This is a genomic window from Anaeromassilibacillus senegalensis, assembly GCF_001261775.1.
In the GTDB taxonomy this organism is placed as follows: domain Bacteria; phylum Bacillota; class Clostridia; order Oscillospirales; family Acutalibacteraceae; genus Anaeromassilibacillus; species Anaeromassilibacillus senegalensis.
The window spans coordinates 872843-886009 of record NZ_LN868537.1 but is presented as its reverse complement, the minus strand read 5'-3'; the positions used below and the strand labels follow the sequence as shown (position 1 = coordinate 886009).

Below are 13167 nucleotides of genomic sequence, written 5' to 3'. Positions count from 1 at the left end.
GGAGGAAGCGACATGACTGGCTTTGAAAATCTGTGCATGAACTGCATGTCCGATACAGCCGGAAAAAGTGAATGTCCCCATTGCGGATGCCAGTCGGGCGGTGTACAGGAGCCGTATGCGCTGCCGGTTGGCACGGTTCTGCAGGACCGGTACATTGTGGGAAGCGCCAAATCCAGCAATGGAGAAGGAACCCTTTATATCGGATATGATACTGTTTTGCATATACCGGTTGAGCTGCGGGAGTTTTTTCCGCAGGCAATCTGCGGGAGAGCGGACGGCAGCACGGAGATTCGGGTAAAGGCGGGAAGCGAACTGGCCTTCAGCCAGTATCTGGCTGATTTTTTAAGCTTTTCCCGTGAGGTTGCGCATCTGCGCGAGCTGACCCCAATCATTCAAAGCTATGATATTTTTGAAGAAAACCACACGGCATATACGGTTTCCGAGTGGGAGGAAAGCATTACGCTGCGCTATTTTATCGAGCGCAGCGGCGGTAGCTTGGGCTGGAATGAAGCCCGCCCGCTGTTTATGCCGGTCTTGTCCGCGCTCAGTACCATGCACGCGGCGAAGATTAATCACCTGGGGATCTCCCCGGACACCCTCTGTATCATGAAGGATGGGAAGATGAAGCTGGGCGGTTTTTGCATTCCGGCGGTCCGCCGCGCGGATACGGAACTGCCGATGCATCTGGTGCCCGGCTGCGCAGCCATCGAGCAATATGTGGTTGGCTACGCGCCGGATGAAGCCACGGACGTCTATGGTTTTGCCGCGTCCATCTTCTTCGCGTTGACAGGGGAGCTGCCGCAGGACGCTTTAAAACGCCGTACGGACGCCCGGCTGCTGATCTCCACTTCGATCCTGCGAACCATTCCGCCGCACGTGGTGACAGCGCTGGCGAACGCCTTGCAGGTGATGCCGGATCAGAGAACCGCTACGTTTGAACGATTGCGCGCGGAGCTTTCCGCCGCGCCTACGATTACGGCGACGATTGAGGACCCGGAGGTGCTGCTGCATGCATCCTCCTCTTATCCGGAGAAGAAGAAAAGCGGTGCACCTGCAGCCGCATGGGTACTCATTCCCTGTGCCCTGGCATTGGTGCTCTTTACGGCGATCGGTGTTTTCTGGTTGTCCAATGGGGGAATGGTACCGATGCAGTCTGGTGCCAATTCCTCGTCGAATGCAAGTGGACCGGCAGAGGCCAGCTCCAGCATTCCTTCGGAATCTCCCGCGATGGCGCCCCTTGCTTCCAGCATTCCCGCGGAAAACACAGGCGAGTTGATTGAAGTACCCACATTAATCGGACAGAATTATGCGGCCCTTACAGAAACGACGTCTTCCGGCGGAGAGTACCAGATACTCCGTTCTTCGGAACAGTTTAACGATGAGGTACCGGAGGGCGAGATTATTTCCCAATCTCCGGCGCCAGGCGAAATGGTGGAGTACGGGACTTCCATTGTTGTCGTGGTGAGCAAGGGCGCGGAAATGCGCAAGCTCCCGTCCATTTTTGGAATGACACTGGCTGAAGCATCCACAACCGTGACGGCGGCAGGCTTTGTTCCAACAAAAACAGAGGCATACAGCGACGTTGTAGAAGCAGGGCTGACCATTGGATACCAGAACAAAAGCGAAGGCGACCTCCTTGCGTATGGTTCACAGGTGGTTATTATCATCAGCAGTGGCCCCCAAAAGGATGAGTTAGAACCCTCGTCTTCCTCAGAGAAAGATTCTTCGGTTGGAACCGAAGGACAGACGGCGCCTCGTATGTCTGAATAAATCTGTCAATTGCAGTGCGGCGTGGAGAAATCTCCAATGCCGCATTTTTGTATAAAAACACCCCGTGATAAGTGGTTTCCTGTAAACCCATTTATCACGGGGTGTTTCCATTGTCTAAAGATGCAGTAGAGCCTGCGCATTTTTAAAGTAAATGTTTTCTTTTTCCCGGTCGCTCAGGTGGGTGCGCTCAATAAAATCAAATTCATCGCAGGACCGGCTCCATGGGCAGTCGCTGCCGAAAAGCACCCGCTCAGAGCCGTGTTTGGAAACGATTCGTTCAAACTGCTCAGGCTGGCAGAGGCGTGCGGACATTGCCGTGTCAATAAAGATCGTTTGTCCCGCGACATATTCCTCAGATTCCTTGTAAAGTGCCATACCGCCCATGTGCGCCGCGATAATGGTCAGCTTGGGAAACTGCCTGGCAATTTTGGCCACCGCTTTGGGGGAGGCATGGACGAGGTCGGGGGACAGGGGGTCCCATCCGGTGTGGAAGGTGACCGGCAGTTCCAGTGCGGCAATCGCGTCATAGATTGGGAAAAGCCTGGGATCGTCAATCATGAATTCCTGATAATCCGGATGCAGCTTTACACCGTGCAGGCCCAGCTCCTTGATGCGCCGCAGTTCCTCAAGTGCATCCGGGGCGTCCGGATGCACGGAACCAAAGGAATAAAACATGGGGTCGTCTATGGATGCGGCCCAGTTGTTGACAATGGTCTGTTGGCTGGGTTTGGTGGCAATATTCATTGCAAAGGCTGCATCGACGCCCCACTCCCGCAGCTTTTCTTTGGTATCGGCCAGTGTGCCGTTGGTAAAATAAGGGCTTTTACAGATGTTTGCAAGGTTGGTGAGCGCCTTCTGCGCGATCTTTTCAGAAAACATGTGGACATGGGCATCGATAAGCATAGAGAACCTCCTGACATTGTTCGAATAAAAAGAAAAAGCGGACGCAATTGCGTCCGCTTAAAATGCGAAATCAATCAGTCACTGCTGAACGGAAGCAGCGCAAGATGACGGGCGCGCTTGATCGCGACGGTCAGTTCACGCTGGTGATGTGCACAGGTGCCGGTCACACGGCGGGGCAGAATCTTTGCCCTTTCAGAAATGAAGCGGCGAAGCTTGGCCACATCCTTGTAATCGATGGTATCGATTCTGTCGACACAGAAGCTGCAAACCTTTTTGCGGCCCTTGCGGCCACGGCGGTTGTCGCGCTCCGGTCTATCGTTGTTATATGCCATAACGGAAACCTCCTTTTTCTCATTCTTTTCAGGGAACTGGGGAATCAGAACGGCAGATCATCGTCGGAGGGGATCTCCTCAAAGTCGCCCGTGTTTCCGCTGGTGTAAGCGGGGGCAGGCTGTTCTGCAACGGTCTCTGTTCTGGAGTGATAATTATTGCTTTCGTAACCGCCGCCATAGTTGTTGGCGTAATTGCCGCCGCCGGAGGCGCTGTCGCGCTTGGATTCGGCAAAATGGACGTTGTCCGCCACGATTTCAAAAGCTTTGCGCTTGTTGCCTTGGTTATCCGTATACGTGCGGGTCTGAATCGCACCCTGCACGGCTACCAGCTGGCCTTTGCGGAAGTATTTGCATACAAAATCCGCAGTGCTGCGCCAGGCGACAATGTCGATAAAATCGGTTTGTCTGTCCGCGCCGGACTTTACGTACGAGCGGTCCACAGCAAGCGTGAAGCTGGTAACGGAAATGTCGTTCGCGGTGTGGCGCAGTTCAGGATCGGCCACAAGGCGTCCCATCAATACAGCAACATTGAGCATCTAAATCACTCTTTCTTCGCTTTTTCGGGTTCTTTCTTGATGATCAGAGAACGAAGAACACCGTCGGTGATCTTGTAAATACGGTCGAGCTCCGCGGTAAAAGCCGGAACGCTCGTGAAATCGATCAGCACATAGTAGCCCTCGGCCTCTTTGTTGATCAGGTAAGCAAGTCTGCGCTTGCCCCACTCGTCAACGCCGTCGACCGTGCCGTTTGCAGCGATCAAATCCTTGAACTTCTGAACCAGTGCCGCGATGCCGTCTTCTCCCAGTTTGGTGGAAAGAATGAAAACGGTTTCATAGGAATTTTTTACTTCTGGCATTGTATTGCACCTCCTTCTGGACGTTAGGCCCCAGATGAACCTCTGGAGCAAGGATTGTAGCCATGATGCGGCTAACGAATCTATTATATCAGCGAAGCAGGTTCGCGTCAATAAAAACTTTTTAATGCCTGCATTTTCAATTAAATATTATAAGGTTTTGCTGACTTCCTTCAGATATTGGCGAAATGCGTCACCGATTTCCGGGTGCTTGAGCGCCACTTCTACAGAAGCCTGCATAATGCCCAGCTTGTTTCCCATATCGTAGCGCGTGCCGGTAAAGTCCACTGCGACCATGCCCTTGCTGCGCGCCATCGTTCCCATGGCATCGGTCAGCTGAATTTCTCCGCCCGCACCAGGGGAAGTGCTGTCCAAAATATCAAAGATGTCCGGCGTCAGGATGCAGCGGCCCAGGATGGAAAACAGCGACATGATTTTATCCGGCGTGGGCTTTTCCACCATGTCCGTACATTTGTAGTAATTGTCGTGGATGTTGTCCACCTTCAGGGAACTGTACTTGGTGATAGCTTCCGCGGTCACTTCTTTGACGCCCAGCACGCCCAAGCCGAATTCTTCATAGGCGCGGATCAGCTGTGCGCAGGCCGGGTCTTCTCCGATAATCACATCGTCGCCGTACAGGACCGCAAATGGTTCGTTGCCGACGAAGGAGCGTGCACAGTTGACGGCATGGCCGAGGCCGCGCGTTTCCTTCTGGCGGACGAAATAGATGTTCGCCATATGGGAGATATCCACGATTTCCTTCAGAATTTTTTCTTTTTCCGGCCCGCCGCTGGTCAGACGTGCTTCCAGTTCCGGTACGCGGTCAAAATGATCTTCAATCAGGCCTTTACCGCGATTGGTGATGATCAGAATATCCGTGATGCCGGAATGAACGGCTTCTTCGACAATGTACTGGATCGCAGGCTTGTCCACAATCGGCAGCATTTCCTTTGGCATGGATTTGGTGGCCGGCAGCACTCTGGTTCCGAGGCCGGCGGCGGGAATAACTGCTTTTGTTACCTTCATGGGAGGGTCCTCCTTATAATCAGATAAAAGCGCGTAAAACCGCGGTCGCGCCCAATGATACGGGAACAGTTACAGCAAATATCTTCAACAGTCCGGCGCTGCGTTGTTGTCATGGACAGGCGCCAGGTCCATCAGCGCCCTTCACCTTGTCACGCGCCGTCTCCGCTTGTAATTTTATTTACTGCATGCTCTTAGTATAGCAAAAGCTGAGGCAAATAAATCACGATCATGTAACAGACCAGCAGACAGATTGCCAAAGAAGTGTTGACGCCGCCCTGCAGCTGCAGGCGCACGGCACAATCTGCTGCGTCGGGGTTTTCCGTGCGGATGGTCTGAATCCTGCTGGTACAATGGTTCAAATACATCCGGTTTCCGTTAAAACCGGTAAACAGCATAATTCCCAGACGCACAAAAGACAGGATACTGGGCACCCAGATCAAAAAGATCTGCCACGGCGCCTGCTGCATCAGCAGGGACATGAATTCCAGAGATTGTTCCATAGTGGGATAGGCGGTGCTGAGGTCCACACCGATCTGACGCATCAGGTCGGTGATCAGCGGCGTGGTAAAGCAAAAGGAAACGTATGTAGAAAGTACGTAGACCAGCGCCTGCAGAACCGTGATGATGGTTCCCCATTTATACTGTTTACGGTAGAGCATCCAGCCTCCGGAGAATAAAAATGCGGCAAAATTAAACCGATTCCGGCGATAGCGTTTTAAGTTGAAAAAAGCCGGGACATAATATTGAGGGTTGTTCTGGACAAATTTAGCCATGTCCTCAGCGGTAATATCCGCTTCAATCGGTTCTTCCGGACGCACGCCGCCGGTAGGGTCGATTGCAAAAGGCATCGGCTGGTTTGGCATCCCGTAGGGTTGGTTGGGCATACCCGGGTTCTGATAGGGCGGGGCGTCGTTCCTCGTTTGTTTGCCGTATGGCACGTAGCTTCCCGGCGCGGGCGGCGGGGTTCCGGCGGCATCCTCGCTGAGCATCTGCCCGCACTGGTCGCAAAACAGCGCGTTTTCCGCGTTCATTTTGCCGCAGCGGAAGCACTTTTTGCCCGGTTGCGCTTCCGGCTCTTCCTCGCTCTGCGGCTTCCAGGCATCCGGGGTACCATGCTTTTCTTCAAAGATACAATGTCCGGCTTCCTGGTAGCAGGCGCGATGATAGGGTGCGCCGCATTCCGGGCAGACGACAATATCGTCTTCAGCGGTAAACGGTTTGCCGCACACAGGGCATTTCAAACCGATATAATCCATTTAAGGTCCTCCTTAATTTTTGAAAACCATGTTGGCTGATAAAAGTGGCTGCTGTGCAGCCTGTAATACATTATTTTATCTGTTTTCCGGAAAAACTGCAAGCTTTCTGCGCATAAGTTTTCATCATATTCATAAATTAAGCTTTTTTACCGGAATAAGGAAAATTATTGCCGGTTACCCAACCAGAGGGAACCTTTTATCCTGTATTTTGTCGGTTCCATACTTTGACAATTGCCGGGAAATCCCCTATAATAAATCAGTTAGATGCCTGTATGTGGGTAAATGTATATTATTTGAATTTTAAGGATGGTACTATGCTGCAATTTGAAGAACGTAAGCTGGATTTGGAGGCGCTCAAGCCGGATATCGACGATCTCTCCGAAGCGCTGGGACTGGAGCGCATGCGCAATGAAATCGCAGAATTGGATACAAAGGCTTCCATGCCGGGCTTTTGGGACGATGCTCAGAATTCTCAAAAGGTTCTGCAGCGGTCCAGTATGCTGAAAAATAAAATTGCGGCATATGAGGACCTCTGCACCGCCTATGAGGATACGCTGGCACTGATTGAATTGGGGAACGAAGAAGGGGACGAAACCCTGCTTCCGGAAGTGGAAGAGGAACTGAAAAAAATCAGGGACAGCCTGGAGACGCAGCGGCTTTCCACCCTGCTGCGGGGAGAATACGATGGAAAGAACGCGATTCTGACGTTCCACGCGGGCGCGGGCGGCACGGAGGCGCAGGACTGGGCGGAAATGCTGTACCGCATGTACAACCGCTGGAGTGAGCGCCATGGCTATAAGGTGACAACGTTGGACTATCTGGACGGCGAAGAAGCCGGCCTGAAAAGTGCCAGCATCCTGATTGAAGGAGAGAACGCCTATGGCTTCCTGAAAAGTGAAGCAGGCGTGCACCGCCTGGTACGCGTATCCCCGTTTGATGCGTCCGGCCGCCGCCACACCTCCTTTGCCTCTCTGGAGGTCATGCCGGAGATTGACGATACCATTGAGGTGGAAATTGATCCGGCGGATATCAAAATGGACGTATACCGCGCGAGCGGTGCGGGCGGCCAGAAGGTTAACAAGACCTCTTCCGCAGTCCGTCTGACCCATATCCCGACGGGGATTGTGGTTTCCTGCCAGGTGGAGCGCAGCCAGTACCAAAACCGCGACGTCGCGATGCGCATGTTGAAATCCAAGCTGGTTGAGATCAAGGAACGCGAAAATTTGGAGCGCATCGAAGATATCAAGGGCGTACAGAAGGAAATTGCCTGGGGTTCGCAGATTCGTTCGTATGTCTTTATGCCGTATACGCTGGCAAAGGACCACCGCACCGGCTTTGAGTCCGGCAACATCAATGCGGTGATGGATGGCGATATCGACGGCTTTATCAATGCATATCTGAAAGCGCAGAGCCTTGGTACCCTCGGCAACTATGACGACTGATTCTCTAAATAAAAGGGCCTGTACCACAAATTTGCATGAAATTTTGGCAGAATAAGCACGATCCCCCGCCACAGGCGGGGGATCGCTCGTTCTGCCGGTTTCCATGCATTGTGATACAGGTCTTTTTTATGTATTTTCTATCTGCCGCATGCGCTTTTGCAGGCGAACGTCTTTTCCAGTAAACGGGAGGCGTACATAGCCACCTAAAATGCGGGAGGCAAACCGTTCCGTGTACCGCTCTTCAATCTCTTTCATCGTCAGGTTGGTGCTGATAATGGTAGGCCGCTGCGCCATTTGCCGTGTATTGACAATGTTATAAATTTCTGAGACGGCAAATGCCGTCCGGAATTCCGTGCCGAGGTCGTCCAGAATCAGCAGGTCGCAGTCCAGCAGAAGCTGCCCGGTGGAAAGATCCTGTTCGCGGCCAAAATGTTCGCGCTCCAGCTTGGCAATCATGTTGTTGACGGAACCGTAGACGACGCCAAAGCCCTTTTCAATGGCGGCGTTGGCGATCGCAAGTGAAAGGTGTGTTTTTCCCAGCCCGGTGCCGCCCATCATGATCAGGTTGGAACTGCCGGCGGAAACGTTCTCCGCGTAGGTCATGCAGATGTCCAGGACGCGGGCCATCATGCCGCGCTCCGAACGGCCGGAGGAATCCGGTTCGCTGGAATAATAGCGCAGATCGAACGTTTCAAAGGTGCAGAGGGAGAGCGGGGTCAGGGTGTTCAGACTTTTATATGCCTCCGAACGTAGCAGCTTTTTCAGGCAGGAGCACGTCCGTCCGTCGATATAACCGGTGTCACAGCACTGGGAGCAGGCGTAGTGCGGCTCCAGATAGTCCTTTGGCAACCCCGCCTTTTGCAGAATGCCGTTCAATTCCTGCTGCAGCGCCTGGTTGCGCTCTTTCAGTTGGCTGAGCAATTCCCGTGTATTTCCGCCCTTAAGGACGGCCTTCGCCGCAGAGATCGCGGTGGCAGAGAGTTCCTTTTCAATTTCCTGTGCGCGGGGAAAGGCGCTGTAAAGCTCGGTGCGGTGCCGTTCCGCGTGTGCTTCCGCCCGGCTTTTTTGTTCGCTCAGTGCTGCACTGGCGGCCAGATACACCTCTTTGCTGTAACCCAATCCAATCACTTCCCGTCAAAAGTATCGAATGCGCCGGAGCGCTCATATTCGTCGATATTATAGGTGCTTTTCCGCGCCGACTCCTGTTTGCGGGCGGCAAGCTTTTTCGCCTTTTCCTCTTCCGCCTGCTGTACGGTACCAATTCCCTGGTCGTGCCAGCGGGTCAGGATGCCGTTCATGTAGCTCAGACTGAGCTGGCCTTTCGTATCCACGCAGCGTTCATAGGCCTGCCGGATCATCGCGGCAGAAAAATGCCAGTCATTGACCCAGGCGGCGGCAAAGGACTCCTCTTTAGCGGTGGGGGAGCGCTTGGTGATGCCCAGGGATTGTTCCACCACATGCCAGGCCTTGGCATTTTCCGCAATGCGGCGCAGTTTTTCCTCCGCCTTTTCATGGGTGAAAATTTCCTCTTCCGCCCAGTCCATCCCAACTTTTTCAATATAGCGCGTGCTGGTTTTTCCGGCGCTCGCGGCGTATTGCAGCAACATAAGAATGACGTCTGCCGGCAGTCCGAAGTCATCGTGCAGCATCAATAGCGTTGCAGAACAACCGTTGCTGAGCAGGCGTCCCAGAATGCTCTGTGCTTCCTGCATCAGGAATGCGATTTCCTGCGACTCGGTCATTCGCTTTGCGACGAAGGCGTTGTCCGGCTTTTGTGGGCGCGTTAAGACGGCAGCGGGCTTTTTGGCGGGTTGAGGTGCTGGATCAACCGCGGCAGACTGGTTCTGCAGATCTATAGGTGTGGGTGGCTCCATACTGGCAGACGGTTCCACCTGGCTTGGCTTAAATTCAATCCCATTGCGGAGGATCAGCCCGGCATCCTGTTCCCAATAGAGAAGCGCGTCTTCCACTTCCTCCGGAGAGATTGCCAGGGCAGAAGTGATGTTCTGTATTTCAAAGGTATGTCCGGCGTTTCGCAGGACCCAGAGCAATACCTTTAATTGGTTGGGGCTTGCCAGCTTCAAATGCTGATCGACAACGGCACAGGGAACAGCAAAAACCGCGTTCCATGCACCCAGATTTAATGCATACAAAATAAGTTCACTCCCAAAGTTTTTACCGAATGTGTTTAAATATGGTTATAATAGCATACCTGCCCGAAGACAGGCTTCTGTTGTTATTTCAACCTGGTGTCGTTGGTTGTTCGCAGGGTAAATCTGCGTGAAGCTATTATAGCACACGGCCTGTAAATAGGGAACCTGGAAAAGCCTTATAAAAAACTTGAAAAAAATTGCAGAAAACCGTTGACAAAATAAAACAGGTATCGTATAATAACTCTCGCACCAAGGAAATCGGTTGCGGGAAATGCGAACGTAGCTCATCTGGTAGAGCGCCACCTTGCCAAGGTGGAGGTAGCGAGTTCGAGCCTCGTCGTTCGCTCCAAGTAAAATCGTCCACTCAAACGAGTGGACGATTTTTTTGTTTACACGGCATGAGCGGATGGAAATGGAGCACAATGTATGTATTGGCAGCAAAACCACAGGTTGTAAAAAAAGCTGCCAGATCCGGCTTTTGTCAGGAAACGACAAAAATCATAAGACTGATTTCGACCGTGTACAAAATTTTAGAACAAAATCCATACCCGAATGGGAAGCACTATGTTATAATATAAACGTTTGTGAATTTTAAAAAAGAGGGTTTTTGAATGGACGTAAGAACGGATTTAAGAAATATTGCAATTATTGCCCACGTTGACCACGGCAAAACGACATTGGTTGATCAAATGCTGAAGCAAAGCGGCATTTTCCGTGCCAATCAGGAAGTGGCGGAACGCGTCATGGACTCCAATGATCTTGAGAGGGAACGCGGTATCACCATCCTTTCCAAGAATACGGCGGTTATGTATAACGACGTAAAGATCAACATTGTGGACACCCCTGGCCACGCCGATTTTGGCGGTGAGGTGGAACGCATTCTGATGATGGTGGACGGTGTTCTGCTGCTGGTAGATGCATTTGAAGGCTGCATGCCGCAGACGCGCTTTGTGCTGAAGAAGGCGCTGGGCCTCGGGAAGAAGCCCGTGGTGGTGGTCAATAAAATCGACCGTCCCGGCGCGCGCCCCACTGAGGTGGTGGACGAAGTGCTGGACCTCTTTATTGAGCTGGGTGCAAACGACGACCAGCTGGAGTTCCCGGTGGTGTATGCTTCCGGCAGGGACGGCTATGCGACCTTGGACCCAAGCGTCCCGGGAGAGAATATGCAGCCGCTTTTTGACATGATCATCCGCGAGGTTCCCGCGCCGGAAGGAGATATGAACGGCCCGACACAGGTGCTGTTTTCCAATGTGGACTACGATGATTACGTGGGCCGCATCGGCATCGGCCGTGTGGAACGCGGTGAGATTCATACGGGAGAGAACATCGTGCTTTGCCGTTTGGATGGAACGACCAAGAATGCAAAGGTCGTCAAGCTGTATCAGTTTGAAGGCCTCAAACGTGTGGAAGTAGAAGGGGCAAAGCTGGGCGACCTGGTGGCGGTTTCCGGCGTGGCGGACCTGAACATCGGCGAAACCGCCTGTGCGCCCGACTGTATTGAGCCGCTGCCGTTTGTCAAGATTGACGAGCCGACAGTATCCATGATCTTTATGGTCAACAACAGCCCGTTTGCGGGCCGCGAGGGCAAGTATGTCACCTCCCGTAACATCCGCGACCGTCTGTTTAAAGAAGTGGAGACCAATGTAGCCATGCGCGTGCAGGAGACGGAAACCACGGATGCGTTCAAAGTCAGCGGCCGCGGGGAACTGCACCTCTCCATTCTCATCGAGCAGATGCGCCGCCAAGGCTATGAATTTCAGGTTTCCAGCCCGCAGGTGATTTATAAAGAGATCAACGGCACGCTTTGCGAGCCGATTGAATTGCTGATGATTGAAGTGCCGGACAACTATGTCGGCGCGGTGATGGAAAAGCTGGGGACCCGCAAGGCGGAAATTGTCAACATGGGTACCCGCGATACCGGCGTGACGCATATGGAATTTAAAATTCCGGCGCGCGGATTGATGGGTTACCGTCAGGAGTTCCTGACGGATACCAACGGCAACGGTATTATGAACAACGTATTTGATTCCTATGAGCCGTTCAGAGGGGAAATTCAGCGCCGCTCGCAGGGTTCCCTGATTGCACATGAAACGGGCGAGACCACCGGATACGGCCTGTGGCAGGCGCAGGACCGCGGCAGAATGTTCGTGGGACCCGGCGTGGAGGTCTATGAAGGCATGATCGTCGGCGTAAGCCCGAAGAGCGAAGATATGACCGTCAACGTCTGTAAGAAGAAGCACGTCACCAATACCCGCGCATCCGGTTCGGATGAAGCGCTGAAGCTGGTGCCGCCGAGTATCCTCAGTTTGGAGCAGTCCCTGGAGTTCATCAAAGAGGACGAATTGGTGGAAGTGACGCCCAAGAGCGTCCGGATGCGCAAACAGATTCTGGACAGAGAGCAGCGTATGAAGCAGGCAAGCAGGAATAAATAAGAAAAATTCCCACCGGAGGTACGGCCAGAGGTATGAATTTTGTAATACTGGACTTGGAGTGGAACGGCACCTACAGCCGCCGTCTCAAGGGTTTTATCAATGAAATCATTGAGTTTGGCGCGGTAAAGGTTGACGAAAATTTAAATATTCTCGACACCTTTGAGGCGCTTGTCCGTCCGCAGGTGGGGAAAAAAATCAGCGGGAAAATCCGGACGCTGACCAGCATCACAAATGAAGAACTGGCGGGAGGCTTGCAGTACATGCAGGTGATCAGCCGGTTCAAGAAGTGGGCGGATCAGTCGATTCTGATGACCTGGGGAACGTCCGATATCCTGGCGCTGATTGAAAACTGCCGGTACTTCTGCGGGAATGAGCGCGTGCCGTTTTTACAGCAGTATGTCAACCTGCAGGCATATTGCGAAATGATGCTGCATTACGATAAGACCAAACAGATGGGGCTTTCAACCTCCGCACAGCTGTTGGAAATCAACGAGGACGGCTTTGACCACCACCGCGCGCTGGGCGACAGTTTGCTTTCCCTGCGGTGTTTCCAAAAGCTGTATACGCCGGAGAGCCTGACGCCGTTTATCCAACCGGTGGACGACGAATTCTACCGCCGTATCCAGTTTAAAACCGTTGTCATCTGCGACCTGTCCAATCCGCTGATCAAACGGAGCGACATGATTTTTAACTGTGACCTCTGCGGCAGGCGGGCGCACCGTCTGAGCGAGTGGCAATTAAAAAACAAAAGTTATCGCGCGGAATTTATCTGCCGGAACTGCCAGCACAAATTCTATGGACGCGTACAGTTCAAACTGAAATACGAAGGCCTGCTGGTTAAGAAATATATCCTTCCGTTCCGGGAGAAGCCGAAGGAAGAAACCGTCAAGACGGTGGAAGCCGTCGCGGTAAAAAAGATCAAAGACGAGACGAAAGACTTGAAAACAGAAGATTAAAGAAAAACAGCGTTTGTGACCGGTTAAGACAGCCAGTCAGAAAC

12 protein-coding genes and 1 tRNA gene are annotated in these 13167 nt (G+C 52.7%); 5 read left to right on the top strand and 8 right to left on the bottom strand.

The annotated features are described in order from the left end of the window. The first annotated feature begins 12 nt into the window (after positions 1–12). On the top strand, positions 13–1770 hold the full coding sequence (locus BN2106_RS09805; protein ID WP_074017481.1) for a PASTA domain-containing protein: 1758 nt from the start codon (positions 13–15) through the stop codon (positions 1768–1770). A 114-nt stretch (positions 1771–1884) separates the two neighbouring features. Here the strand turns inward: BN2106_RS09805 and BN2106_RS09800 are convergent, their stop codons facing one another. The 6 genes from BN2106_RS09800 to BN2106_RS09775 all read right to left on the bottom strand — a co-directional run bounded on the left by BN2106_RS09800 (position 1885) and on the right by BN2106_RS09775 (position 6140). Next, positions 1885–2673 carry an amidohydrolase family protein gene (locus BN2106_RS09800; protein WP_050698355.1) on the bottom strand — a complete coding sequence of 263 codons (789 nt, stop codon included), beginning with the start codon at positions 2671–2673 and terminating at the stop codon, positions 1885–1887. 74 nt (positions 2674–2747) lie between these two features. After that, complete coding sequence (rpsR, locus tag BN2106_RS09795; protein WP_050698354.1) at positions 2748–3005, bottom strand: 30S ribosomal protein S18; 258 nt, start codon at positions 3003–3005, stop codon at positions 2748–2750. A 44-nt stretch (positions 3006–3049) separates the two neighbouring features. Then, the gene (locus tag BN2106_RS09790) at positions 3050–3541 is read right to left on the bottom strand and encodes a single-stranded DNA-binding protein (protein WP_050698353.1); all 492 of its coding nucleotides are present in this window, start codon (positions 3539–3541) and stop codon (positions 3050–3052) included. A gap of 5 nt (positions 3542–3546) precedes the next feature. After that, the gene (gene rpsF, locus BN2106_RS09785; protein WP_050698352.1) at positions 3547–3861 is read right to left on the bottom strand and encodes a 30S ribosomal protein S6; all 315 of its coding nucleotides are present in this window, start codon (positions 3859–3861) and stop codon (positions 3547–3549) included. 147 nt (positions 3862–4008) lie between these two features. Next, positions 4009–4884, bottom strand: a complete 876-nt coding sequence (galU, locus tag BN2106_RS09780) for a UTP--glucose-1-phosphate uridylyltransferase GalU (RefSeq protein WP_050698351.1) — start codon at positions 4882–4884, stop codon at positions 4009–4011. 191 nt (positions 4885–5075) lie between these two features. Then, positions 5076–6140, bottom strand: a complete 1065-nt coding sequence (locus BN2106_RS09775; protein WP_050698350.1) for an RING finger protein — start codon at positions 6138–6140, stop codon at positions 5076–5078. Positions 6141–6454: 314 nt separating this feature from the next. On the opposite strand from BN2106_RS09775, the gene prfB reads away from it, so the two are divergent. Then, positions 6455–7582 carry a peptide chain release factor 2 gene (gene prfB / locus BN2106_RS09770; RefSeq protein ID WP_050698349.1) on the top strand — a complete coding sequence of 376 codons (1128 nt, stop codon included), beginning with the start codon at positions 6455–6457 and terminating at the stop codon, positions 7580–7582. Between the two features lie 126 nt (positions 7583–7708). Here prfB and BN2106_RS09765 read toward each other — a convergent pair whose 3' ends face one another. Together BN2106_RS09765 and BN2106_RS09760 are read right to left on the bottom strand one after the other, a co-directional pair. Next, the gene (locus BN2106_RS09765; RefSeq protein ID WP_242846294.1) at positions 7709–8710 is read right to left on the bottom strand and encodes an ATP-binding protein; all 1002 of its coding nucleotides are present in this window, start codon (positions 8708–8710) and stop codon (positions 7709–7711) included. Next, a complete protein-coding gene (locus tag BN2106_RS09760) occupies positions 8707–9735 on the bottom strand; it encodes a DnaD domain protein (RefSeq protein WP_242846293.1) in 1029 nt (342 codons plus the stop codon). The genes BN2106_RS09765 and BN2106_RS09760 overlap by 4 nt, the downstream gene beginning before the upstream one ends. 273 nt (positions 9736–10008) lie before the next feature. On the opposite strand from BN2106_RS09760, the gene BN2106_RS09755 reads away from it, so the two are divergent. The 3 genes from BN2106_RS09755 to BN2106_RS09745 all read left to right on the top strand — a co-directional run bounded on the left by BN2106_RS09755 (position 10009) and on the right by BN2106_RS09745 (position 13123). Beyond that, positions 10009–10084, top strand: a tRNA-Gly gene (locus tag BN2106_RS09755). Positions 10085–10346: 262 nt separating this feature from the next. After that, positions 10347–12167: a translational GTPase TypA gene (gene typA, locus BN2106_RS09750; RefSeq protein ID WP_050698346.1), complete on the top strand. Its 1821-nt coding sequence runs from the start codon at positions 10347–10349 to the stop codon at positions 12165–12167. A 32-nt stretch (positions 12168–12199) separates the two neighbouring features. Beyond that, the gene (locus tag BN2106_RS09745) at positions 12200–13123 is read left to right on the top strand and encodes a 3'-5' exonuclease (RefSeq protein ID WP_050698345.1); all 924 of its coding nucleotides are present in this window, start codon (positions 12200–12202) and stop codon (positions 13121–13123) included. The last annotated feature ends 44 nt before the right edge of the window (positions 13124–13167 follow it).